This window comes from Deinococcus aestuarii (genome assembly GCF_018863415.1).
In the GTDB taxonomy this organism is placed as follows: Bacteria; Deinococcota; Deinococci; order Deinococcales; family Deinococcaceae; genus Deinococcus; species Deinococcus aestuarii.
The window spans coordinates 1-23,822 of sequence record NZ_JAHKSN010000023.1 but is presented as its reverse complement, the minus strand read 5'-3'; the positions used below and the strand labels follow the sequence as shown (position 1 = coordinate 23,822).

Annotated in this window: 23 protein-coding genes; 14 read left to right on the top strand and 9 right to left on the bottom strand. The window is 69.7% G+C overall.

The window, feature by feature from the left end:
• Nucleotides 1–8: 8 nt before the first annotated feature.
• Nucleotides 9–548: a P-loop NTPase family protein gene (locus tag IC605_RS20105; protein WP_246581101.1), complete on the bottom strand. Its 540-nt coding sequence runs from the start codon at nucleotides 546–548 to the stop codon at nucleotides 9–11.
• Nucleotides 549–597: 49 nt separating this feature from the next.
• Complete coding sequence (locus IC605_RS20100; protein WP_216328313.1) at nucleotides 598–1,494, bottom strand: LysR family transcriptional regulator; 897 nt, start codon at nucleotides 1,492–1,494, stop codon at nucleotides 598–600.
• Between the two features lie 150 nt (nucleotides 1,495–1,644).
• On the opposite strand from IC605_RS20100, the gene aceE reads away from it, so the two are divergent.
• Both aceE and IC605_RS20090 read left to right on the top strand, forming a co-directional pair.
• The gene (aceE, locus tag IC605_RS20095; RefSeq protein ID WP_216328311.1) at nucleotides 1,645–4,362 is read left to right on the top strand and encodes a pyruvate dehydrogenase (acetyl-transferring), homodimeric type; all 2,718 of its coding nucleotides are present in this window, start codon (nucleotides 1,645–1,647) and stop codon (nucleotides 4,360–4,362) included.
• A gap of 127 nt (nucleotides 4,363–4,489) precedes the next feature.
• The gene (locus tag IC605_RS20090; protein ID WP_216328309.1) at nucleotides 4,490–6,319 is read left to right on the top strand and encodes a 2-oxo acid dehydrogenase subunit E2; all 1,830 of its coding nucleotides are present in this window, start codon (nucleotides 4,490–4,492) and stop codon (nucleotides 6,317–6,319) included.
• Nucleotides 6,320–6,380: 61 nt separating this feature from the next.
• Here the strand turns inward: IC605_RS20090 and IC605_RS24850 are convergent, their stop codons facing one another.
• A complete protein-coding gene (locus IC605_RS24850) occupies nucleotides 6,381–7,673 on the bottom strand; it encodes an ankyrin repeat domain-containing protein (protein WP_246581100.1) in 1,293 nt (430 codons plus the stop codon).
• A gap of 32 nt (nucleotides 7,674–7,705) precedes the next feature.
• Nucleotides 7,706–8,875 carry an acetyl-CoA C-acetyltransferase gene (locus IC605_RS20075; RefSeq protein ID WP_216328307.1) on the bottom strand — a complete coding sequence of 390 codons (1,170 nt, stop codon included), beginning with the start codon at nucleotides 8,873–8,875 and terminating at the stop codon, nucleotides 7,706–7,708.
• Between the two features lie 101 nt (nucleotides 8,876–8,976).
• On the opposite strand from IC605_RS20075, the gene IC605_RS20070 reads away from it, so the two are divergent.
• Together IC605_RS20070 and IC605_RS20065 are read left to right on the top strand one after the other, a co-directional pair.
• The gene (locus IC605_RS20070) at nucleotides 8,977–9,558 is read left to right on the top strand and encodes a DoxX family membrane protein (protein ID WP_216328305.1); all 582 of its coding nucleotides are present in this window, start codon (nucleotides 8,977–8,979) and stop codon (nucleotides 9,556–9,558) included.
• 112 nt (nucleotides 9,559–9,670) lie between these two features.
• Nucleotides 9,671–10,108 (top strand): acyl-CoA thioesterase, encoded by a 438-nt coding sequence (locus IC605_RS20065; protein WP_216328303.1) that lies wholly within the window; start codon nucleotides 9,671–9,673, stop codon nucleotides 10,106–10,108.
• On the opposite strand, the gene IC605_RS20060 is transcribed toward IC605_RS20065, so the two are convergent.
• The 3 genes from IC605_RS20060 to dcd all read right to left on the bottom strand — a co-directional run bounded on the left by IC605_RS20060 (nucleotide 10,105) and on the right by dcd (nucleotide 11,398).
• Nucleotides 10,105–10,494 (bottom strand): DoxX family protein, encoded by a 390-nt coding sequence (locus IC605_RS20060; RefSeq protein ID WP_425514233.1) that lies wholly within the window; start codon nucleotides 10,492–10,494, stop codon nucleotides 10,105–10,107. The two genes, IC605_RS20065 and IC605_RS20060, sit on opposite strands and share 4 nt — an antisense overlap.
• 46 nt (nucleotides 10,495–10,540) lie before the next feature.
• Nucleotides 10,541–10,762 (bottom strand): hypothetical protein, encoded by a 222-nt coding sequence (locus IC605_RS20055; protein ID WP_216328300.1) that lies wholly within the window; start codon nucleotides 10,760–10,762, stop codon nucleotides 10,541–10,543.
• Nucleotides 10,763–10,834: 72 nt separating this feature from the next.
• Nucleotides 10,835–11,398 carry a dCTP deaminase gene (gene dcd, locus IC605_RS20050; RefSeq protein ID WP_216328297.1) on the bottom strand — a complete coding sequence of 188 codons (564 nt, stop codon included), beginning with the start codon at nucleotides 11,396–11,398 and terminating at the stop codon, nucleotides 10,835–10,837.
• 39 nt (nucleotides 11,399–11,437) lie between these two features.
• Here dcd and IC605_RS20045 point away from each other — a divergent pair, with 39 nt between their 5' ends.
• Nucleotides 11,438–12,187, top strand: a complete 750-nt coding sequence (locus tag IC605_RS20045; protein ID WP_216328295.1) for a metallophosphoesterase family protein — start codon at nucleotides 11,438–11,440, stop codon at nucleotides 12,185–12,187.
• A gap of 30 nt (nucleotides 12,188–12,217) precedes the next feature.
• Nucleotides 12,218–13,297 (top strand): hypothetical protein, encoded by a 1,080-nt coding sequence (locus IC605_RS20040; RefSeq protein ID WP_246581099.1) that lies wholly within the window; start codon nucleotides 12,218–12,220, stop codon nucleotides 13,295–13,297.
• A gap of 51 nt (nucleotides 13,298–13,348) precedes the next feature.
• Here the strand turns inward: IC605_RS20040 and wrbA are convergent, their stop codons facing one another.
• The gene (wrbA, locus tag IC605_RS20035) at nucleotides 13,349–13,957 is read right to left on the bottom strand and encodes an NAD(P)H:quinone oxidoreductase (RefSeq protein WP_216328293.1); all 609 of its coding nucleotides are present in this window, start codon (nucleotides 13,955–13,957) and stop codon (nucleotides 13,349–13,351) included.
• An 89-nt stretch (nucleotides 13,958–14,046) separates the two neighbouring features.
• Nucleotides 14,047–15,057 carry a class II fructose-bisphosphatase gene (gene glpX, locus IC605_RS20030; protein ID WP_216328291.1) on the bottom strand — a complete coding sequence of 337 codons (1,011 nt, stop codon included), beginning with the start codon at nucleotides 15,055–15,057 and terminating at the stop codon, nucleotides 14,047–14,049.
• A gap of 298 nt (nucleotides 15,058–15,355) precedes the next feature.
• Here glpX and pgm point away from each other — a divergent pair, with 298 nt between their 5' ends.
• From pgm to IC605_RS19990, 8 genes are all read left to right on the top strand, one after another.
• Entirely contained in the window at nucleotides 15,356–16,999 is a 1,644-nt protein-coding gene (pgm, locus tag IC605_RS20025; protein ID WP_216328289.1) for a phosphoglucomutase (alpha-D-glucose-1,6-bisphosphate-dependent), read from the top strand.
• Nucleotides 16,996–17,445: a hypothetical protein gene (locus IC605_RS20020; RefSeq protein ID WP_216328287.1), complete on the top strand. Its 450-nt coding sequence runs from the start codon at nucleotides 16,996–16,998 to the stop codon at nucleotides 17,443–17,445. Before pgm ends, IC605_RS20020 begins: the two co-directional genes overlap by 4 nt.
• 320 nt (nucleotides 17,446–17,765) lie before the next feature.
• Nucleotides 17,766–18,170 carry a 30S ribosomal protein S12 gene (gene rpsL, locus IC605_RS20015; RefSeq protein WP_102126478.1) on the top strand — a complete coding sequence of 135 codons (405 nt, stop codon included), beginning with the start codon at nucleotides 17,766–17,768 and terminating at the stop codon, nucleotides 18,168–18,170.
• 112 nt (nucleotides 18,171–18,282) lie between these two features.
• The gene (gene rpsG / locus IC605_RS20010) at nucleotides 18,283–18,753 is read left to right on the top strand and encodes a 30S ribosomal protein S7 (RefSeq protein WP_102126464.1); all 471 of its coding nucleotides are present in this window, start codon (nucleotides 18,283–18,285) and stop codon (nucleotides 18,751–18,753) included.
• 126 nt (nucleotides 18,754–18,879) lie between these two features.
• On the top strand, nucleotides 18,880–20,973 hold the full coding sequence (gene fusA, locus IC605_RS20005) for an elongation factor G (RefSeq protein ID WP_216328286.1): 2,094 nt from the start codon (nucleotides 18,880–18,882) through the stop codon (nucleotides 20,971–20,973).
• Between the two features lie 82 nt (nucleotides 20,974–21,055).
• Nucleotides 21,056–21,460 carry a hypothetical protein gene (locus IC605_RS20000; RefSeq protein ID WP_216328284.1) on the top strand — a complete coding sequence of 135 codons (405 nt, stop codon included), beginning with the start codon at nucleotides 21,056–21,058 and terminating at the stop codon, nucleotides 21,458–21,460.
• Between the two features lie 90 nt (nucleotides 21,461–21,550).
• The gene (ggt, locus tag IC605_RS19995; RefSeq protein WP_216328282.1) at nucleotides 21,551–23,305 is read left to right on the top strand and encodes a gamma-glutamyltransferase; all 1,755 of its coding nucleotides are present in this window, start codon (nucleotides 21,551–21,553) and stop codon (nucleotides 23,303–23,305) included.
• Nucleotides 23,306–23,572: 267 nt separating this feature from the next.
• Nucleotides 23,573–23,822: GTP-binding protein (locus IC605_RS19990; RefSeq protein ID WP_246580693.1), on the top strand; the 250-nt coding region annotated here is incomplete at its 3' end.

Genomic DNA, 23,822 nt, shown 5'->3' with positions numbered 1-23,822 from the left:
AAACGTAGTCAGGGGGAAGGGTGGGGAGGAGGTGTTGCGGCTGGGTGAAGGAGGAGCGGGGTGACGGAGATCAGCCCAGCCACCGCCATATCGGCGTCGCTGTGCAGCACCTTCACCCTCAGTCCCGGCACCGTCCGCAGTTGCGCGAGCTGCCAGTCGGCCTGGGGTTGAAACTGCCAGATGTCCAGCAGGAGGGCACGGGAGGGCCACTTCGCGGGGTGGTCGCCGTGGAGGTGCCTTCCCAGCGCCTCTCGCCAGAAGGCCCGCCACAGACACACCCGGCGGGGCGGCCTCAGGAAGAACACCGTGTCCGCCCGGTACGCCCGCTCCAGCAGGGTGGTCGAAAAGTTGCCGTCGAGAATCCAAGCCTCTTCGCCGAGAGCCTTTTGCAGCCGCCTGTGCCACAGGGACGGCTCCACTCGCCTCCAGCCCGGGTGCCAGTACAGCTCATCCAGATGTGTGAGGGGGAGGCCCGTCCGCACGGCCAGCCCCCGGGCGAAGGTGCTTTTGCCCGCACCGGGGCAGCCGACGACGAGGACACGCCGCATAGGCCGCAGGGTAAGGAGCCTGGGCCCCGCCGCCTATAGGCCGGAAGGACTATGCTCCCTCTCCCTTCTCCAGCGCCTCCCGCGCCACCGTCAGGAAGGCCCGCAGCGTCGGGTCCCTTCCTGCCTCCCTTCTCCACACCGCGACGATCTCCACCACCGGGGCGTCCTCCAGCGGTCGGTAGACCACGCCGGGCAGGGCGAGGCGGCTGAAGAACTCGATGGGCAGGAAGACGCCGATGCCCGCCGCCACGAGGGAAAGCAGGGTGGGAATCTCGATGGCCTCCTGCACCACGTTGGGCGTGAAGCCGGAGGAGGCACACCAGCGCATGACCTGATCGAAGTAGGTGGCGCGCAGGTGGCGGGGGAAGAAGACGAAACGCTCCCCCGCGAGGTCCCCGATCTTCAGGCGGCGCTTGCGGGCCAGGGGATGTCCGGAGGGCAGCGCGGCGACGAGGGGCTGACGCCAGAGGGGACGCGAGTCGAGCCCCGGGTCGCGCACGGGCAGCAGCATCAGGCCGAGTTCGATCTGGCCGCCGCGCAACGCCGCCTCCTGCTCCTGGGCGGTCAGCTCGCGCAGCTCCACGCTGACGTTCGGGAAAGCTTCGCGGAAGGAACGCACGATCTCTGGCAGGCCGCCGAAGGCCAGCCCGCTCACGAAGCCGACCGTCAGGTGCCCCACCTCGCCCCGCGCCGCCCGCCGCGCCCGCTCGACCGTCTGCGCCGCCTGCGCCAGCGTCTCCCGCGCGCCGATCAGGAACTCCCGGCCCGCCGGGGTGAGCTGCACCCGCCGCGTCGTCCGCAGCACGAGCGGCACGCCCACCTCGTCCTCCAGGTTGCGGATCGAGTTCGACAGCGCCTGTTGCACCACGAAGACGCGCTCGGCGGCCCGCCCGAAGTGTTCCTCCTCGGCGAGGGCAACGAAGTGGCGGAGGTGGCGGAGTTCCATGCGGGGTGACCTTTGGGGGCGGGTGGTTGAGTGGCGAGGGCTTCTTCCCGCACCAGCCTACCCCAGGTGATCCAACCCACCAACCGGAGTGGTGAATGATTGGGTTTTGCCTTGTTGGAAGGGGTGAATCCGGGAGCATAGACTACCCGCATGACAAAATTGCCGCCGCGCGCAGGCCTGTCGCCGCAGGAACGCGACCAGCTCAACACCGTGGAGACGCAGGAGTGGCTCGACTCGCTCGCGTACGTCTTTGCCCACGCGGGCGACGACCGGGCGGCGCAGCTTCTGGAGGACCTCGACCACTACGCCTACTTCCACGGGGCGCCCATCCAGTTCAAGCAGAACACGCCGTACATCAACACCATCGACGCCGATCAACAGCCCGAGTACCCCGGCGACCTGGAACTCGAACGGCGCATCCGCAACATCATCCGCTGGAACGCCGTGGCGATGGTCGTCAAGGCGAACAAGAAGTCGGACGGCATCGGCGGACACCTCGCCACCTACGCGAGCAGCGCCGAACTGTTGGAAGTCGGCTTCAACCACTTCTTCCGCGGACACGGGGCGGGCGTCAGCCGCGACCTGATCTTCTTCCAGGGGCACGCGAGCCCCGGCATCTATGCCCGCTCCTACCTGGAGGGCCGCTTCAGCGAGGCGCGGCTGAACAACTTCCGCCGCGAACTCAGCCCGGATGGCACCGGCCTCAGCAGCTACCCCCACCCCTGGCTGATGCCCGACTACTGGGAGTTCCCGACCGTCAGCATGGGGCTCGGGCCCATCCAGGCGATCTACCAGGCCCGCTTCATCAAGTACCTCGAAAACCGGGGCCTGCGCGAGAAGGGCGACGCGAAGGTCTGGGCCTTCCTGGGCGACGGCGAGATGGACGAGCCCCAGAGCACCGGCGCTCTCCGATTTGCCGCCTACGAGAACCTCGACAACATCGTTTTCGTGCTCAACGCCAACCTCCAGCGCCTCGACGGGCCGGTGCGCGCCAACTCCAAGGTCATTCAGGAGTTCGAAGCGCTCTTCCGGGGGGCGGGCTGGAACGTCATCAAGGTCGTCTGGGACTCGAAGTGGGACGAGCTGCTCGCCAAGGATTACAACGGCGCCATCGTCAAGCGGTTCGAGGAGCTGGTGGACGGCGAGTCGCAGCGGTACGCGGCCTTCGGGGGCAGGGAGCTGCGCGAGAAGTTCTTCAACACGCCCGAACTCCAATCTCTCATCGAGGGGTGGACCGACGCCGACCTCGAACTGCTCAACCGCGGCGGCCACGATGTCAAGAAGATCTACGCGGCGTACAAGGCGGCGACCGAGCACCGGGGCAGCCCGACCGTCATCATCGCGCGCACGGTGAAGGGCTACGGGCTGGGGGAGACGGCGCAGGCGCGCAACGTCGCCCACCAGGTCAAGAAGCTGGAGTTCGACGCCCTGAAGAACCTGCGCGACCTGCTGGAGCTGCCCCTCACCGACGAGCAGGTCGAACACCTCGACTTCTACAACCCCGGTCCCGACTCGCCCGAGGTCAAGTACGCGCTGGAGCGCCGGGCCGCGCTGGGCGGCTTCGTGCCCGAGCGGATCGTGGACTACCCGCACCCCACGGTGCCGACGGGCGAGTTCTACGAGGAATTCGCCGCCGGAAGCAAGGGCCGCGCGGTCAGCACCACGATGGCCGCCGTGCAGGTCATCTCCAAGCTGCTGCGCGACAAAGGCATCGGTAAGTACATCGTGCCCATCGTGCCCGACGAGGCGCGGACCTTCGGCATGGACGCGCTCGTGCCGCGCATCGGCATCTACTCGCCGCGCGGGCAGACGTACCAGCCGGTCGATGCCGGGTCGTTGATGGCCTACAAGGAGAGCGTGGACGGGCAGATGCTGGAGGAAGGCATCACGGAAGACGGCGCGATGGCCTCCTGGATCGCCGCCGCGACGAGCTACGCGAACCACGGGGTGCCGACCATCCCCTTCTACGTCTTCTACTCGATGTTTGGGATGCAGCGCATCGGCGATCTGGTGTGGGCCGCCGCCGACCAGCGGGCCCGCGGGTTCCTGTTCGGGGCGACGGCGGGCCGCACCACCCTGGCGGGTGAGGGCCTCCAGCACCAGGACGGCAACAGCCTCCTCCAGGCGTATGTGGTGCCCACCCTCAAGGTGTACGACCCGGCCTTCGCCTACGAACTCGCGGTGATCGTGGAGCGCGGCATCCAGCGGATGTACGTGGACGGGATCGACGAGTTCTACTACGTCACCATCGACAACGAGAACGAGGTCCAGCCCGCCATGCCGGAGGACGGGCGCAGCCACGAGGAGATTCGTGACGGCATCGTCCGGGGCATGTACCGCTTCCAGGCGAGCGCGAACAAGAAGGCCAAGCTGAAGGCCCAGATTCTTGCCAGCGGTCCGGCGATGGGTGCGGCGCTGGAGGCGGTGCAGAAGCTCGAAGCCTACGGGGTCGCCGCCGACGTGTGGTCCGTGACGAGCTACAAGGAACTCCACCAGGAGGCCCTGGCGGTCCAGCGCCACAACATGCTGCACCCGACCGAGAAGCCGCAGGTCAGCTACGTCGCCTCGCAACTGAGCAAGGAGAACGCCCCCGGCGTCCTGATCTCGGTGAGCGATTACGTGAAGCTGGGTGCCGACGGCCTGAACGGGCACCTCGACCGCAAGCTGTGGACGCTGGGGACCGACGGCTTCGGTCGCTCGGAGGCCCGAGAGGAGTTGCGTGACTTCTTCGAGGTGGACGCGAACCACATCGTCCTCGCCACCCTGTACGCCCTCCAGCGGGACGGGCAGGTGAAGGGAGACGTGGTGCAGAAGGCGATCACGGAGCTGGGCATCGACCCCGAGCGGATGAATCCGGCGGTGCGTTAAGGGTTAAGGAAAGCCCAGACCCCGGAGCTGTGAGCAAGATGGGGGCGCAGCGGCCCCCGGCTCGGGGCTCACAGCTCCTTTCCCTGTTCCGCCCGCACTTTCCAGCGTTTTCCAAGGAGCGTCCAGCATGGCGACCGAAATCAAACTCCCCGACGTGGGAGACAATATCGAGCAGGGCACCGTCGTGACGGTCCTCGTCAACCCCGGTGACAGCATCACCGAGGGCCAGCCCATCATCGAGATCGAGACCGACAAGGCCGTCGTCGAGGTTCCGGCCAGCCAGGGCGGCACGGTCGAGAGCGTCGGCGTGAAGGTCGGCGACACCGTGCCCGTGGGCGGCACGATTCTGACTCTGGCGGTCGGTGACGCCGCTCCTGCCGCGAGCGCCCCGACTGCCCCCGCCGCTGAGCCGGAAGCCCCCACGGTCGCCGCCGACCCCGGCACCGCGAACCGCGTGGCGCAGGCCCAGGTGGACGCGCAAAAAGAACAGGCCGGGCAGCCGACCGGAGCTTCCGAAGGGACGGGCGGTGAAGGGGGCGGCGCCCAGATCACCCTCCCCGACGTGGGCGATAACATCGAGCAGGGCACGGTCGTCACGGTCCTCGTCAAGGCGGGTGACACCCTCACCGAAGGCCAACCCGTCATCGAGATCGAGACGGACAAGGCCGTGGTCGAGGTGCCCGCGAACGCCGCCGGGACGGTGGAGGACGTGCGGGTGAAGGTAGGCGACTCCCTGAGCGTGGGTGGAGTCATCCTGACGCTGGCGGGAGGGGCATCTTCTGCCCCCGCCCAGCCTGCCCCCGGTCAGGACAGCACCGCCCAGATGAGCGACTCGCCCGGCGTGGTCGGCCCCGCCGCCGAGCCCGACAGCTCCGCCGTGGCCGACGACCCGAACACCGCGAACCGGGTCGCGCAGGCCCAGGTGGAGGCGCAGAAGGAGCAGGCCGCCACGCCGGGGCCGACGGTCGCCACGACCTCGCCGACGCCGCCCACCTTCGACGGTCGCCCGGTCCTCCCCGCCTCGCCCAGCGTGCGGCGCCTGGCCCGCGAGTTGGGGGTGGACCTGCGGAACGTGCAGGGCACCGGAACCGCCGGACGCATCAGCGAGGAGGACGTGCGGCAGAGCGCGGCGGCGAAGGCGCCTGCCCCCCAGCCCGCCCCGGCTCCGTCTCCTGCCCAACCCGCCCCCGCTCCGGCGGCCCCGGCCCAGGCGCCCGCCGCTGCCGCCGCTCCCCTGCCCAATTTCGAGAAGTGGGGCACCGTGCGCCGCGAGGACATGAGCGGCATCCGCAAGGCGACGATCCGCTCCATGACGACCTCGTGGACGACGATTCCGATGGTCACGCACTTCGACAAGGCGGACGTGACCCGCATGGAGGAAACGCGGCGTCAGTTCGGGGCACGGGTCGAGAAGGCGGGCGGCAAGCTCACGATGACCCACATCCTGATGAAGGTCGTGGCGAACGTGCTGCGCAAATACCCCAAGTTTGGCGCCTCGCTCGATCTCGCCGCGCAGCAGGTCGTCTACAAGGATTACGTGAACCTCGGCGTGGCGGTGGACACGCCCCAGGGCCTGCTCGTCCCCGTGCTCAAGGACGCCGACCGCAAGAGCATCACCGAGATCGTGCTGGAGCTGAACGAGTTGGCGGGCAAGGCGCGCGAGCGCAAGCTGAGCCCGGGCGAGATGCAGGGGGCCACCTTCACCATCTCCAACCTCGGCGGGATCGGCGGCCACGCCTTCACGCCCATCGTGAACGCGCCGGAAGTCGCCATCCTCGGCGTCTCGCGCGGCGGCTTCGAGCCCGTGTGGAACAAGGAGACGGGCAGTTTCGAGCCCCGCAACATGCTCCCCCTCTCGCTGACGTACGACCACCGCCTGATCGACGGGGCCGACGCCGCACGCTTCGTGCGGGCGATCTGTGAGACGCTGGAGGACCCGTTCCTGATCAGCCTGTAGAGAGGAGCGGCCAGCAAAAAGCCCCCGTCCGAGTGGCGGGGGTTTGGCTTTGGGTGGGGACTTACGAGTCTTTGGGGTCGCCGTCGCCCTGCACGGCTTCCTGCACCTCGGGGCGGACGCCGGGGGGGAGGTCGCCGGGGGTGGAGCCGAGGTGGGGAGGGACCTCCTGGGCGGGGGGCGTGTAGCCGGGGTTGGGGTCGATGGCCTCCTGCCTGCGCTCGGAGACGGTCAGGAGGCTGGCGTTCACGCCGAGGCCTGCGGGAACCGTGGCGTCGAGGACGGCGCTGTCGAGGCCGGTGCCCACCGTCTGGGCGCCCGCGAACTCGGGGGCCTGAAGGCGGTGTTCCATCGCCTCCGGATCGCGGGTGGCGAGGTGGTCGAACTGCCCGGTCACCGCCTTGGGGTCGGGCATCTCCACGGGCTCGTACCTGCTCTCGTTGGAACTGCTTACCCGGTCCTCGGCGGGCGTGCTCGTGTAGAAGGGCTGGGAGGTGTCCTTGGGATCGGGGGCCTGGTAGCCCGTGTGGTCGTCGGGTCGCCCCGTCAATTCGTTGACTGGCTCCCCGGTGGGAGGGCCGGGAGGGGCGTCGATCCGCCGTCCGTCGCCGTTGTTCGTCATGGGCCCAGTGTTCTCCCCCCGGGCGGGCGGCGCATTCCGGCTTTCTTCAGCGTCGTGCCCGGCCCCGCTCAGAATCGCCAGGACCTTCCCGTGCCCCTCCTCGCGGGCGAGGTCCGCCGCGCCCCTCCCGCCCTCCGTCCGTGCTCCCGGGTCCGCCCCCGCCGCGAGCAGCGCCCCCACCAGCACGGCATTCCCGTTCTGCGCCGCACCGAGCAGGGGCGTGAAGCCGCCGTGCTGGGAGGCCTGGACGTCCGCTCCCGACGCGATCAGGCGAAGGGCGAGGGCGGTGTGATCCCCCGCCACGGCGGAGTGGAGGGGCCGGGCCCCCATCGCGTTCGTGCTCGTCCGGTTCACGTCCGCGCCCCGCGCGAGCAATTCGGCGGCAACCTCCCCCCGCCCGAAGAAGGCGGCGAGACCGAGGGGCGTGAAACCGTCGGGGCTGCTGGCGTCCACGAGGTCGGGCTGGGCGTCAAGGTGTTCACGCAGGGCGGAGAGTTCCCCCGTCGCGGCGGCCTCGAAGACGGTGAGGGGCACGCCCGCCTTCCGCATCCGCTCGATCAGCAGCCGGGTCAGGTCGTGCTTCCCGTAGTACGTGGCGAAGAGGACGGGGGAGACGCCCAGCGGGCTGACGGCGCGCAGGAGCTCGGGGTCGTGGTCGAGCAACGCGCGGACATTCCCCTCGTCGTTCGTCTGGAGGGCGGCGAAAAGGGCCCGTTCGGGGGAGGGGTGGGTCATGGGGTCATGCTAGGGGGAGAGGACCCCGCCCCTCACCTCACCCGCACCACCATCGCGATGCCCATCCCGCCCCCGATGCACAGGCTGGCGACGCCCGTCTCCTTGCCCTCGCGCCGCAGGGTATGGATCAGGGTGGTCAGCACCCGCGCCCCCGACGCGCCGATGGGATGCCCCAGCGCAATCGCCCCGCCCGTCAGGTTCACCCGTGCGGGGTTCACCCCCAGGTCCCGGATCACGGCGAGACTCTGCGACGCGAAGGCCTCGTTCAGTTCCAGCAGGTCCACGTCCGCCAGCGTCATCCCCGCCTTCTCCAGGGCGATGGGAACAGCCCTGGCCGGGCCGATCCCCATGATCGCCGGATCGACCCCGACCGCCGCGTAGCTGACGATCTCGGCGAGCACCGGCAGCCCGTTCGCCCCCGCGTATTCCCCCGTCGTCACGGTCAGCATCGCCGCCCCGTCGTTCAGGCCGCTCGCGTTCCCGGCGGTCACCGTGCCGTCCTTCCTGAAGGCGGGCCTGAGCCCCGCGAGGGCCTCCAGCGTCGTGGCACGCGGGTATTCGTCGGTGTCGAAGAGGGTCGGCCCCTTCTTGCCCGGCACCTCGACGGGCACGGTCTCGTCTTTGAAGTGCCCGAGCTCGATGGCCCGGGCGGCGCGGCGCTGGGTGTCCAGCGCAAAGGCGTCCTGCTCCTCGCGGCTGAGCTTCCACTGGGTGGCGATGTTCTCGGCGGTGACGCCCATGTGCACGTCATGGAAGGCGTCGGTCAGGCCCTCGGAGAGCATGGAATCGACGAGCTGAGCGTGCCCCAGCCGGTGGCCCTGCCGGGACCGGGGGAGGAGGTGGGGAGAGCGGCTCATGCTCTCGGTGCCGCCCGCGAGGTAGAGCCTGCCGTCGCCGGACCGCAGGCCCTGCACGGCGGAGATGACGGCCTGGAGCCCGGAGCCGCACACCCGGTTCACCGTCAGTCCCGGGACGTGCTCGGGAAGCCCCGCCTTCACGGCGATCTGCCGGGCGACGTTCATGCCCTGCCCGGCCTGCAACACGTTCCCGACGATCACGTCCGCCACGTCGTCCCCGGGCACGCCCTCCAAGACTGCCCTCGCCACCGTCACGCCGAGGTCGGCGGCGCTCACCTCGGCGAGGCTGCCCAGAAAGCTTCCAATCGGCGTGCGCCTGGCCGCCGTGATCACCATCTTGTCCATGGGTGCAGTCTAGCGAGGGGACGTCACATGGCCCGTAACGCTGCGGTAATGGGGCGGCGGGACGATCCGGCTGGGGACCTTGCCCCCCAAAGGAGCCCGCCATGACGACCACTTCGGTTCGCACCGTGAATGAACCCTGGCTCTCCCGCCTGCTCTTCGCCGACACGCGCCTCGCTCCCCTCTGGGCACTCATCCGCATCTACGTGGGGTGGCAGTGGCTGGAGGCGGGCTGGCACAAGGTCACCGACTCCGCCTGGGTAGGGTCTCAGGCGGGCACGGCCATCACCGGCTTCCTGCGCGGCGCCTTGGAGCGGGCGGGCGGGGAGCGTCCCTCGGTCTCGGGATGGTACGCGTGGTTCATCGAGAATGTCGCGCTGCCGAACGCCACGCTGTTTTCGTACCTCGTGGCCCTCGGTGAAGTCGCGGTCGGCCTCGCGCTGGTCCTGGGCCTGCTGACGGGCCTCGCCGCCTTCTTCGGCGGGCTGATGAACGCGAACTTCCTGCTGGCGGGCACCCTCTCGACCAACCCCGTCCTGTTCATCCTGGCGACGTGGCTGGTGCTCGGCTGGCGGGTGGCCGGGTGGTGGGGCCTCGACCGCTGGGTGCTGCCGCGCCTGGGGGTGTTCAGCTCCTCCCTGACGGTTTCCCGCCCCACCGGGGGGAGGAAGGCCGACCCCTCCTGACCCCTGCCGCCCCGGCCACCGACGGGAAGATGCCGGAGTGTTCGGCGTCTTTTCGCCTGGCCCGGAGGGGGGCGTCGATGCTCCCTGGGTCGCTTTGCCCTAGGCTCGGCGCATGGCCCGGTCCACCCCCGCAGCGCGCGCCGCGTATCCGCACCACCACCCGACCCCGACCCGCTGGGCCGACAACGACGTGTACGGCCACGTCAACAACGTCACCTACTACGCCTATTTCGACACTGCCGTGAACGCCTACCTCGCCTCCCGTGGGGCGCTCGACGTGCAGGGGGGCGGGGTGATCGGCCTCGTCGTCGAGACGGGCTGCGTCTTTTTCGCCCCCGCCGCCTTCCCCGAGACCCTCAGCGTGGGTGTGCGGGTGGCGCACCTGGGGCGCAGCAGCGTTCGCTACGAACTCGCCGTCTTCCGGGAGGGGGAGGACACGGCCTGCGCCCAGGGCCACTTCGTCCACGTCTACGTGGACCGGGAGACCCGCCGACCGACCGGGCTTCCCGCCGCCTTCCGCGCCGCGCTGGAGGAGTTGCGGGTGGGTTAGGTCGTCCTCCCCGCCCTCCACACGAGCACCATCAGCAGAGGCTGGAGGGGCAACCGGGCCCACAACGCCCACTCGGGCAGGGGCCGAAACCGCTCCGCGTTCCACGCCATCCCCGCGTTCGCCGGAAACACGGCGACGAGCAGCGCGAGCAGGCCCACTCGGGCGGCGGGGCGCGTGGCGGGGTGCAGCAATCCCAGCCCGCCCGCGATCTCCGCCGCGCCGCTCACGAGGGTGGCCGTGCGCGGGGACATGGGGACCCACGGCGGCACGATCCGGTCGAAGGGCCCGGGCCTCAGAACGTGCAGCGCCCCCGCGCCCACGAACAGGGCGGCGAGGGCGAGGAGGCTGGGGGTGGGGGGACCGCCAGCCTCCGGTCCCCGCTCCAGGCGAGGAGGCCGGACCCCCGGCCCGGCCCCCGAACGGCCCTTCACCTCAGCCCTGCTGGCTCGCGGGAACGCTGCGGGCCTCCTCCACGTCCTTTTTCTCCTTATGCCCGTCGTGCTCGGTGTTGCGAGCACCCCCCGCCTCTCGGTCGTTGGCCCCCTTGAAGGAGGGCTTGCCGCCCTTGTCGCGCTCGTGGACCTCCTGCTTGTTGCGCTCGTACTCGCCGGGCTGGCTGGTGTGGCCCTTGTTCTTGTCGTCCTTGTCTGGCATGGGGGCAGCCTGTCACGTGGGCCGCGCGGCCGGAGGAGAAAAATCCCAGCGGACGTTAAGGGACGGGGCGGGTCACAGGCGCGGCAGGGTCACGCCGGTCTGCTTCTGGTACTTGCCGCCCCGGTCTCCGTACGTGACCTCGGGCCGCTCGCCCTCGAAGAAGAGGAGCTGCACACAACCTTCGTTCGCGTACATCTTGGCAGGAAGGGGTGTCGTGTTGCTGAATTCGAGGGTGACATATCCTTCCCAGCCGGGCTCCAAAGGCGTTACGTTTGCGACGATACCGCAACGTGCGTATGTTGATTTTCCCAAAGCTACGACCATAATACTACTTGGAATTCGCATATATTCCAAGCTGCGGGCTAGAACGAAAGAATTGGGTGGAATGATAATTTCTTTCGCTTGAATATCGATAAAAGCCCGTTCGTCAAACGCCTTGGGGTCCACGATGGTGTTGCCGTGCGCGTTCGTGAAGACCTTCCACTCGTCGGCGCAGCGCAGGTCGTAGCCGAAGCTGCTCAGGCCGTAGCTGATGACGTGCCCGTTCTCGGCCGTGCGCACCAGACGGTCCTCGAAGGGCTCGATCATGCCCGCGCGGGCGAGGTCGCGGATGCGCCAGTCGGGGAGGATGCTCATGGGCCGCATGGTAGCGGGCGGGGGAGGTAGCCTGTCCGGGTGAGGGTGGCGGTCATCGGCGACGTGCACGGCAACGCCTTCGCGCTGGAGGCCGTGCTGCGGGAGGTGCGTGCCGCGGCCCCCGATCTCGTCGTCAACCTCGGCGATCAGGTCGAGGGCTCGGCGGACCCGGCCCGCGCGGCGGCCATGCAGGCGGACCTCGCCGCGGCGGGGGCGCTGGAGGTGCGCGGCAACAACGAGGAAAAGCTGTGGCCGGGCGGGCGCCGTTCCCCGCTGAGCCGCCTGTACGGCGAGTGGCTGGAGGCGCACGTGGACGCCGCCCTGCTCGCCCGGCTGGCCGCCCTGCCCCTGAGCGCACGGGCCCTGGACGGCGCCCTCTTCGCCTGTCACGGCACGCCGGAGAGCCCCTGGGACAGCCTGCTGTGGGTGTGGCAGCCGGACCCGGCGGGCGGGGGCTTTTACCGCGCCCGCGAGCCCCGTGAGCTGCGCGACCGGGTGGAGCCGCTGGCCGCCGAGGTCGTCTTGTGCGGGCACACCCACCGTCCCGGCGCAACGCGTGTGGGCGACACCCTCGTCGTGAATGCGGGCGCGGTGAGCGATCAGGTGGACGGCGACCCGCGCGCCCGCTGGACGCTGCTCGACCTGCGCCGGGACGGGTGGACGGCCGGGTTCCGGGCGGCGGCGTACGACGTGGAGGCCGCCGTCCGGTGGTCCGTCCTCCACACCCCGTTCGGGGAGGGTCAGGCGGCGCTCCTGCGTTCGGGCACCTTCGACGTGCGGGGCGGGTAGGTCCGGTGGCGACGGGGGTACGCTGACCCCATGCACAACAGGCTCGGTGTGATCGTGGGATTGACGCTGGCCTCGTCCGCGCTCGCCCGGGGCGCCCCGGCCTCCTGTCAGGGGCAGGCGGGTGCGCCAACCTGGGCCCGGGCGGGGGTCTTCCGGGGAACGCTCGGCGGCCAGCCTGTCGCCCTGCGGCTCGGTCTGGGGGAGGACGGGCGGGAGGCCCGGTACTTCTACGAGCGGCGGGGCGTGAATATCGGGCTCGTGCCGACCCGATTGCGGGAGACCCTGCTCCTGCGGGAGGAGGTCTGGACGCTCTCGGGCACGAAGGTTACCGGCTGCCTGCGCCTGGAGCGGGACGGCAGGGGCCTGCGGGGGGGCTGGACCAGCCCGGACGGGGGAAGGACCCTCCCCGTCGCCCTCGCCCCCCTGGACGTGACGCGCCTGCCTCTCAACCTCCCCGGTTCCCCCGGCCTGCGGAGGCTGCGAACCTCCGACCCGCTCGCCTTCCTCAAGCTCAACCGCGCCTGGGTGAAGGAGGCGGGGGGCACCCGCGTCCGGGAAGCGCTGAGCGGCGTGCGCTATCCGCGCGTGGTGGGTGGGCGTCCGGCCCTCGACGCCGCCCTGCAAGACCGGCAGCTCCTCCACGCCGCGAACGCCCTCGACTGCCGGGCGGGGCTGGAGGGGGCGGGGGAGGACGCCTACGTGCTGGGCGCGCGGGTCACCTTCCGCAGCCCCCGCCTCGTCAGCCTGTTCGAGAACGCGGGCTACTACTGCGGCGGCGCCCACCCGGACGGCTTCGACGTGGGCCTGATCCTCGACCGCGCCACGGGCCGCCCGGTGCCCGTCACGGCGATCTGGCCGAGTCTCACGCCTGCGCGCCTGCGAACCCTGTACCTCGCCCGCAGCGGGGCGGACGCCGAGTGCCGGGAGGTGTTGACGGGCAACGATCTGGACCTCACGGCCCACCTCACCCCGGAGGGTCTGGCCCTCACGCCCACGAGCCTGCCGCACGTCGTGGCGGCGTGTGCGGAGACGGTCACGCTTCCCTTCGCGGGGCTGCGTGCCCAGGCCGACCCGCGCGGGGCGTACCTCCGCGACCTCTCTCCTCGTTAAGACGAAAACCGCGCCCCAGGTCTCCCCGGAGCGCGTCCCTGGACCCTCGCCTCAGCCCTTCAGCTTGCGGGTGATCTCGACCTGACGGCGGGCCTGGTGGCGGATGGAGGCCTTGTCCTCCTCGCTGAGGGGCTGGCCGTTCGCCGTGACGCTCGCGCCGTAGGGATTGCCGCCCGAGGCGAAGATCGCGGGGTCGGTGTAGCCGGGCGGCACGATGATCGCGCCCCAGTGCGCCGCCATGACGTAGAGGGTCTGGATGGTCGTCTCCTGCCCGCCGTTGGGGTTCTGGGCGCTCGTCATGCAACTGAAGGTCTTGTCGGCGAGCGCCCCCGACGCCCACAGCCCGCCCAGCGTGTCGATGAACACCCGGAGCTGGCTCGCCGCGCCGCCCCAGCGGGTGGGCGTGCTGATCATGATGGCGTCCGTGTTCTCCATGTCGGCGGCGGTCGCCTCCGGCACGTGCGCCGTGCGCTCCTGCTGGGCCTTCCAGGCGTCCTGGCCGTTCACGACCTCCTGCGGCGCCGTCTCGCGCGCCTTCACGAGCCGCACCTCCGCCCCGGCCTCCCGGGCGGCCTCGGCGGCCACCTCCGCCATCTGGTGGTTTGTCCCGTAGGTCGAGTAGTAGAGGATCGTCATGCGGACCGGAGTGGGGTTCGTCATGGCCCCACCCTAACGCCCGGCCCCACCTTCTTCAACGTTCAATGATCGGTGAATTTCTCGGGGCCGAGCCCCGGGGCGGCGGGTCACGTTCAGACCCGGATGGTCACCCGCGCCCCGTCGTCTTCGAGGTGCACGGAGTCGATGAAGCGCACCACGCGGCTCGCGTAGCCCATGACGAGGGTGTGGGTCCTGGCTCCACCGCCGAAGCGGCGCACCCCGTTCAGGAGTTCGCCGTAGGTGATGCCGGTCGCGCTGAAGACGATCTGCGAGCCCGAGGCGAGGTCGTTCGTCTTGTAGACGCGCTCCTCGTCGACGCCCATCGTTCGGAACCGCTCGCGCATCGCGTCGTCCTCGGCGATGAAGCGGCCCTGGATCTCCGCGCCCAGGCACTTCATCGCCGCCGCGCTGAGCACGCCCTCGGGCGCCCCGCCCGAGCCCATCAGCGCGTGGACGCCCGTGCCGCGCACGCCGACCGCCAGGCTCGCCACCACGTCCCCGTCGCCGATCAGCTTCACGCGCGCTCCCGCCCCCCGCACCTTCTGGATCAGGTCCGCGTGGCGCTCGCGGTCGAGGATGGTGATGAGCAGGTCCTCCACGTCGCGGTCGAGACTCTGGGCCAGGACGCTGAGGTTCGCCTCCACCGGCCAGTCGAGGTTCACGCGCCCGGCGGCGGGGGGCGGCACGACGAGCTTGTCCATGTAGCAGTCGGGCGCGTGCATCAGCCCGCCCCGCTCGGAAAGGGCGATCACCGCGAGGCCGTTGGGCAGCCCCTTGGCGGTGACGACCGTGCCCTCCACCGGGTCCACGGCGATGTCCACCTCGTGCTGCCCGGTGCCGAGCTGCTCGCCGATGTAGAGCATGGGCGCCTCGTCCATCTCGCCCTCGCCGATGACCACCGTGCCCCGGATATCGAGCGAGTTGAGCAGCTCGCGCATGGCCTCGGTCCCGGCCCCGTCCACCGCGTTCTTGTCGCCCATGCCGACCCAGCGGCTCGCGGCGAGGGCCGCTCCCTCCGTCACCCGCGCCGTCTCCAGCACCAGGGCGTGCTCGAAGCTGTCCGTCCCGGGTGTTGCGCCCGCCCTCTTGGTATTGCCCGTCATGGTCGGACCGTATCACGCAGGCACAGAAAACGGCGCTGGGAGTGCTTCCACGCTGTCACTCGCAGGAGGGTCGTCCGCAGCGGGGCCTAGCGCAGCACGCCCGCCCACACCAGCAGCAGCCACACCATCACCGGAATCGCCAGCGAGAGGGCGGTCAGCTTGATCAGGCGCCACCAGTCGTTGAGAAACTCGCGCATAGCCCGAGGGTAACAGGAGGGGAGCGGGCCTTTCCGCGTCCGTGTTCACGCTGTCTTGCCCGAAGGGAGCCCGCCCGCGCCCCTCTGCTTAAACTGCCCCCATGACCCCCAGCGACCTCGCCGGTAAGAGAGCCCCGCAGAGCCTACTGACCAACATCCCCCGCCTGGTCGCCCGCTACTACGAGACGCGGCCCGATCCCGGCAACGCGGCGCAGCGGGTCTCCTTCGGCACGAGCGGGCACCGGGGAACCTCGTTGAACGGCACCTTCAACGAGGCGCATATCCTCGCCGTGGCCCAGGCCGTCGCCGAACACCGCGCCTCGGCGGGCATCACCGGGCCGCTGTTCATGGGACTCGACACCCACGCCCTCAGCGAGCCCGCCTGGATGACGGCGCTGGAGGTGCTGGTCGCCAACGGGGTCCGGGTGCGTGCCCAGCCGGGCTTCTTCACGCCCACGCCGCTGATCAGCCACGCGATCCTGGGTCACAACCGGGCGGGGCAGGGCGGCACGGCGGACGGCATCGTGATCACCCCCAGTCACAACCCCCCGCAGGACGGCGGCTTCAAGTACAACCCCCCCAGCGGCGGCCCCGCCGACACCGACATCACAAGGGCCGTGCAGAACCGGGCGAACGCGATCCTGGAGGGTGGGTTGCGCGAGGTGAGAAGAGTCAATCTCGACGACGCGCTGGCGGGTCTCGACCCCTTCGACTTCATCGCGCCCTACGTGTCCGAACTCGGCGAGGTCGTGGACCTCGACGCGATCCGGCAAAGCGGCGTCCGGCTGGGCGTCGATCCGCTCGGCGGGGCCAGCCTGCCCGTGTGGGAGGCGATCAAGGCTCAGTACGACCTCAACCTCACCATCGTGAACGAGCAGGTCGATCCCCGCTTCGCCTTCATGACCGTGGACCGCGACGGCAAGATCCGCATGGACTGCTCCAGCCCCTGGGCGATGGCGAGCCTCCTGGCGCTGAAGGACGACTACGACGTGGCCGTGGGCAACGACCCCGACGCCGACCGTCACGGCATCGTGACCGCAGACGGCCTGATGAACCCCAACCACTACCTCGCCGTCATGATCGACTACCTCTTCCAGAACCGCCCCGGCTGGAGCGCGGACGCGGGGGTGGGCAAGACGCTCGTGAGCAGTGCCCTGATCGACCGGGTGGCGGCGGGGATCGGGCGGCGGCTGGTGGAGGTGCCCGTCGGCTTCAAATACTTCGTGGAGGGCCTGCTGACGGGTTCCCTCGGCTTCGGCGGTGAGGAGTCGGCGGGGGCGAGCTTCCTGCGTCGGGACGGCGGCGCGTGGAGCACCGACAAGGACGGCCTCATCCCCGGCCTCCTCGCCGCCGAGATCACCGCGAAGACGGGGCAGACGCCCTCTCAACGCTTCGCCGCCCTGACGGAGAGGTACGGTTCCACCGCCTACGACCGCCAGGACGCCCCCGCCAACTCCGAGCAGAAGAAGGTCCTCGCCAACCTCCGCCCCGAGCAGGTGACGGCCTCCACCCTGGCGGGCGACCCCATCACCGCCAAGCTGACCCGCGCCCCCGGCAACGGTGAGCCCATCGGCGGCCTGAAGGTGACGACCGAGCACGCCTGGTTCGCCGCCCGCCCCAGCGGCACCGAGGACGTGTACAAAATCTATGCCGAGAGCTTCAAGGGCGAGGGCCACCTGCGGCAGGTGATGGAGGAGGCGCGCGAAGTCGTCGCCGCAGCCTTCCGGGCCGGGGGCGCGGCGTGAGCCTGACGGAAGGCCACACCGTCATCACCCGCGAGGAGATCACGGGGGTCGAGTTCGACTGGTTCGCCGCCGACGATCACGGGCACGTCGCGCAGTTTCTGGCGGCGGGTGACCCCCACGTCCCGGAGGCGGCGCTGGCGTCGGAGGAACTCCTGGAAGCGGTCCACGTCTGGATCGACACCCGCCCCGAGACTGAGGAGCCCAATGCCCTCGCGGGAGGGTTCGACGACCACCTCACCCCGCCGCAGCGCCGGGGGGCCTACGTGTACGACCATGTGCCGGGCGAGCCGGGCGTGTACCGCCTCGTCGCCGCGCCCCGCACGCCCATCCACCTCTCCGAGATGCCCGAGCGGATGCAGGTGTATCTGGGAACGCTTACCCTCGCCCTCCCCCTCGGAACGCCCCGCCTGCGCGTCCACGAGGACGGAAGGGTAGAAGAGGTCTGACCGGCGGGTCGTCCCTCTCCACGGGGAGACGGAGGTCAGACGCCCTCTGACACAATCGCCGTTCTTGCGCTGCCCATGCGCGGCGGGGTATACTTCTCAGGTTGAAAACTGACCGGGACAGGGTTGCACCGGATCAGTTTCTCGGCACGCGCGCCGCCCCTAGGCTTGCTGATGGCCGATGCTGACGGTCACGACACGGCGCGTCGATCACCTCGGGTTCTGGGCCTCACGGCTCCCAGGCCCGCCAACCCGTGCCTGCCCCCAGGAGTGGGCGGGACCATCCCACAAGACCCTTTTGTCAGAGACTAGGAGTGATTGCCCTGCCTACCGTTCAACAACTGCTCCGCAAGGGGCGCGCGGTCCAGCCCAAGAAGAGCAAGGTCCCGGCCCTCAAGGGGAGCCCCTTCCGCCGGGGCGTGTGCACCGTCGTGAAGACCACCACCCCCAAGAAGCCCAACTCGGCGCTGCGCAAGATCGCCCGCGTGCGGCTTTCCAGCGGCTTCGAGGTCACGGCCTACATCCCCGGCGAGGGGCACAACCTCCAGGAGCACAGCGTCGTGCTGATCCGCGGCGGCCGCGTGAAGGACCTTCCCGGCGTGCGCTACCACATCGTGCGCGGCTCGCTCGACACCCAGGGCGTGAAGGACCGCAACAAGAGCCGCAGCAAGTACGGCACGAAAAAGCCCAAGGCGGGCGCTGCCGCCGCCGCCGGCAAGAAGAAGTAAGACCCCGCTGAGACGCAGGCGGGGGAGCAAAAGGCCCCCGCCGCGAGGCGGGATCAGGCCGTCCCCCCGGGGGTGAGGCCCATGTACCGAGTCAGGGAATAAGGAGCAAAGCATGGCACGTCGCCGCAGAGCAGAAGTGCGCCCCATCCAGCCGGACCTGGTGTACCAGGACGTGCTGGTGAGCGCGATGATCAACCGCATCATGCGGGATGGCAAGAAGAACCTCGCCAGCCGCATCTTTTACGGGGCCTGCCGCCTCGTGCAGGAGCGCACCGGCCAGGAGCCGCTCAAGGTCTTCAAGCAGGCCTACGACAACGTGAAGCCCCGGGTCGAGGTCCGCAGCCGCCGCGTCGGTGGCTCGACCTACCAGGTGCCCGTCGAGGTGAGCGTCCGCCGCCAGCAGAGCCTGACGCTGCGCTGGATGCTCTCGGCGACCGAGGGCCGTCCCGAGCGCACCGCCATCGAGCGTCTCGCGGGCGAGATCATGGACGCCGCGCAGGGCCGAGGCGGCTCCATCAAGAAGAAAGACGATGTGGAGCGCATGGCGGAAGCCAACCGCGCCTACGCGCACTACCGCTGGTAAGGCCAGCACCCCGCTGAAGAGCGTGACCGGACAGCGGCTTTTCGGCCCGCTGTCCCGTTTCGCTGCCCGGCGAGCGCTCGACCTCACGGTGACGCGAGGGCGTCATCCACGAGAATAGGGAGTCCTATGACCACCAAAGCCCAGAGCTACCTCACCCACTTCCGCAACATCGGGATTGCCGCGCACATTGACGCGGGCAAGACCACGACCACCGAGCGCATCCTGTACTACACCGGGCGCACCCACAACATCGGCGAAGTCCACGACGGCGCCGCCACGATGGACTGGATGGAGCAGGAGCGCGAGCGCGGCATCACCATCACCGCCGCCGCCACGACCGCCAAGTGGAAGCGTTCCGGCACCGACGACGAGTACACCGTCAACATCATCGACACGCCCGGCCACGTGGACTTCACCATCGAGGTCGAGCGGTCCATGCGCGTGCTCGACGGCGCGGTCGCGGTGTTCGACTCCTCGCAGGGCGTGGAGCCGCAGTCCGAGACGGTGTGGCGTCAGGCCGACCGCTACGGGGTGCCCCGCATCGCCTTCGCCAACAAGATGGACAAGACGGGCGCGAGCTTTGAGCTGGTGCTCAGCGACATCCGCGAGAGATTGGGCGCGATCCCCGCCCCGGTGCAGTACCCGATGGGCGAGGAAAACGAGTTCAAGGGCATCATCGACATCGTGCGCCAGCGGGCTTACACGTACACCAACGACCTCGGCACCGAGATCCAGGAGCACGACGTGCCCGCCGAGTTCGCGGACAAGGTGACCGAGATGCGCGCCGCGCTGATCGAGGCCGCCGCCGAGGTGGACGAGACCGTGATGATGAAGTACCTCGAGGGGGAAGAACCCACCGTCGAGGAGATCGTCGCCGCCCTTCGTCAGGGCACCATCGCGCAGCGCATCTTCCCGGTGCTGTGCGGCAGCGCGCTCAAGAACAAGGGCGTGCAGCTTCTGCTCGACGCCGTGATCGACTACCTGCCCAGCCCGCTCGAAGTGCCCGCCATTCGCGGCAAGCTGGAGGACAGCGAGGACACGGTGGAGTTCCCCGCCGACCCCGAGGGCAAGCTCGCCGCGCTCGCGTTCAAGATCATGGCCGACCCCTACGTAGGCCGCCTGACCTTCGTGCGCGTGTACTCGGGCACCATGCAGTCGGGTTCCTACGTGTACAACGCCTCCAAGGACAAGCGGGACCGCGTGGGCCGGTTGCTGAAGATGCACGCCAACTCCCGCGAGGAGGTCACCGAACTCAAGGCCGGTGAACTCGGCGCCGTGATCGGCCTCAAGGACGCGGGCACCGGCAACACGCTGATCGCCGACGGCGAGGACCGCGTGCTGCTGGAGAGCATCGACGTGCCCGAGCCCGTCATCAAGCTCGCCATCGAGCCCAAGACGAAGGCCGACCAGGAGAAGATGGGCGTCGGGCTCCAGAAGCTCGCCGAGGAGGACCCGACCTTCCGCGTCGAGTCCGACCAGGAAAGCGGCCAGACCACCATCTCGGGCATGGGCGAGCTGCACCTCGAAATCCTGGTGGACCGCCTGAAGCGCGAGTACAAGGTGGACGCGAACGTGGGCGCTCCCCAGGTGGCGTACCGCGAGACGATCACGCGGGCCGTGGATGTGGAGGGCAAGTTCGTCCGCCAGTCGGGCGGTCGCGGGCAGTTCGGCCACGTCAAGATCAAGGCCGAGCCGCTGGAGCCCGGCGCGGGCTTCGTGTTCGAGAACATCGTGGTGGGCGGCACCGTGCCCCGCGAGTTCATCGCGCCCGCCCAGAAGGGCATCGAGGAGGCCATGCAGTCCGGGCCGATGCTCGGCTTCCCGGTCGTGGACATGAAGGTCAGCCTCTACGACGGCTCGTACCACGAGGTCGACTCCAGCGAAATGGCGTTCAAGATCGCCGGTTCGATGGCCCTCAAGGAGGCGGTGCAGAAGGGCGCCCCGGCGCTGCTGGAGCCCGTCATGCGCGTCGAGGTGACGGTGCCCGAGGACTACATGGGCGACATCATCGGTGACCTGAACTCCCGCCGCGGCCAGATTCAGGGCATGGAGGCGCGCGGCAACGCCCAGATCGTCAAGGCGTTCGTGCCCCTCAGCGAGATGTTCGGCTACGCGACCGACATGCGCTCCATGACCCAGGGCCGCGCGAGCTACTCGATGTTCTTCGACCACTACAGCCAGGTGCCGAACAACCTCGCCCAGCAGCTCATGAAGAAGTAACCCTCTCGGGGGTTCGGGGGCCGTCTCCAGTGGGGGCGGCCTCTTCTTTGTGCCGTCCCGCCCGGCACGTTAGGCTGCGGGCATGACCGCACCCGTCTCCCGGCCCCCGCGCCTCTCCTTCATCACCGTGCCCCTGCTGATCCAGCTCGTGCTCAACGCCCTCTCGCTGCTCTTCCTGCCCTTCGCGGGCGGGCTCGTGAACACCCTGCTCGCCGATACGGCTCGGCAGACGGGCGGGGCGGCCCTGACGCTCACGCCGGAACAGGTCACGTCGGTGCTGTGGGTGGCCTTTGTCATCACGGCGGCCTTCGTGCTGCTGCTGTACTTCACGCGGCGGGCGGTGCTGGAGGGGCGGTCGTGGGGCCGGGTCGCCAGCATCGTGCTCGGCGTGCTCTCGCTGCTGAACTTCCCCTTCGGCACCATCCTCGGCATCTTCATGCTGATCGGCGCCTTTGACCGGGACGTGCAGCGGTACACCAGCCGGTAGCCGGGTCTCCGAACCTTCATGCGCCGCCTTCCCCGGGCGGCGGCTTTGTTATGGTGATTCCCCCGCACAGAGAGGGGAGAGGGGGCACACATGAAACGAGGCGTGGTGTTGCTGGGGGCCGCTCTGCTGCTGGGAGGCGTGGCGCAGGCGCAGACCGGATCGGCGGGGAACAAGGTGCCGCTGGCGACCGGGACGGGCGGGGCCGTGTCGACGGTGGACCTCGACGCGAGCCGGGCGGCCATGCGGATTCTGGAATCGGGCGGCAACGCCGTGGACGCGGCGGTCGCGGCGGCGGCGACCCTGGGCGTCACCGAACCCTTCTCCTGCGGGATCGGGGGCGGCGGCTTCATGGTGATCTACCTGGCACGGGAAAACCGGGTCGTCACCATCGACCACCGCGAGGCGGCCCCGGCGTCCTTTACCCCGACCGTCTTCATCGAGAACGGGCAGCCCATTCCCTTCGACGAGCGGGTGACGAGCGGCCTCTCGGCGGGGGTGCCCGGCACGGTGCGCGGGTGGCAGGAGGCGCTGTCGCGGTACGGAACACTGAGTATGCGCCGCGTCCTCAACCCGGCCATCCTGACGGCCCGTTACGGCTTCGTCGTGGACGGGAACTACCGGGGCCAGGTGCAGGAGAACGCGGCCCGCTTCCGCGCCTTCACGAGTACCGCCTCGCTCTACCTGCCGGACGGGCAACCCCCCGCCCTGGGCAGGCGGATCAACAACCCCGACCTCGCCCGCACCTACGAGACCATCGCCCGGCAGGGGGCGGCGGGCTTCTACACGGGCGAGATCGCCCAGGCCATCGCGGCGACGGTGAACAACCCGCCCGTGGCACCGGGCAACACCCTGAACATCCGCAGGGGCAACATGACGCCCGCCGACCTCGCCAACTACGAGGCCCGCGTCCGCCCGCCTGTGGTGAGCACCTACCGGGGCTACACGGTCTACGGGATGCAGCCCCCCTCCAGCGGCGGCCTCACCATCGCCGAGGCGCTCAACATCATGGAGGGCTACGACCTCTCGGCCCTGAGCGAGACCGAGGCGTATCAGAAGTACCTCGAAGTCTCACGCCTCGCCTTCGCCGACCGGGGGGCGTACATGGCCGACCCCGAGTACACGGACGTGCCCCGGAACGGGCTCCTCAGCCGGGAGTTCGCCGCCGAGCGCCGGGCCCTCATCGGCGCCCAGGCCGCGCCCGGCTCGGTGCCGCCCGGCGATCCCTTCAAGTTCCAGGCTGACCCGAGCTACCCCCTGCGCCCCGCCCCCGCGGGCTTCGAGGGCAACGACACGACCCACCTCACCGTCAGCGACAAGGACGGCAACATCGTCGCCTATACCTTCACCATCGAGTCCATCGGCGGCAACGGGATGGTGGTGCCGGGCCACGGCTTTCTCCTCAACAACGAGCTGACCGACTTCGACGCGGTGGCGCCGCATCCCAACGTTCCCGAGGCGGGCAAGCGGCCGCGCTCCAGCATGAGCCCCACCCTCGTCTTCCGGGAGGGCAAGCCGGTGATGGCCCTGGGGAGCCCCGGCGGCTCGACCATCATCACCACGGTGCTGCAAACCCTCTTCGACGTGATCGACCGCAAGCGGACCCTGGCCGAGGCCTTCACCGTCCCCCGTTTCTCGCAGCGCAACGCGGCGACGACCGGGGTGGACCTGGGTGGCGAGAACGCGCCGCTCGCTCAGGGGCTGGCCGCCCTGGGCTACCGGTGGGCGCCGACCCCCGAGATCGGGCGGCTGACGGCCATCGGCTTCAACGCGGACGGGACGGTCACGGCGGCGGCCGAGCCGGTGCGGGCCGGAGGCGGGAGCGCCCTGGTGCAAACGAGCAGGTAGGAGGCCACGACAGCCGGGGAGAGGGGCCGTCTGGGAGGGTGGGCAGCCCCTCTTTGTCTGTGTGGCACGCGCCGCTCGGCCCAGCCCGACTTGCCTTCTCCCGCCTTTTCCGCTAAGCTAGGCCTTCGGTGCGCTGAAAAGCGTCGGCGCAACGTGCCGTGAGACCAACCGTGGTCCCGGCGGGAATCAACCCAATGTGGACCCTGCCCCCGCACCCGGCCGAAGGGGCGAACTGGCATGGGCCCACCGCTTGGAGGAGCAGAGAACATGGCAAAAGGAACGTTTGAGCGGACGAAGCCCCACGTGAACGTGGGGACGATCGGGCACGTCGACCACGGCAAGACCACGCTGACCGCGGCGATCACCTTCACCGCCGCGGCGGCGGACCCGACGGTGGAGAAGCTGGCCTACGACCAGATCGACAAGGCCCCCGAGGAAAAGGCCCGCGGCATCACCATCAACACCGCCCACGTCGAGTACAACACCCCCACCCGCCACTACTCCCACGTCGACTGCC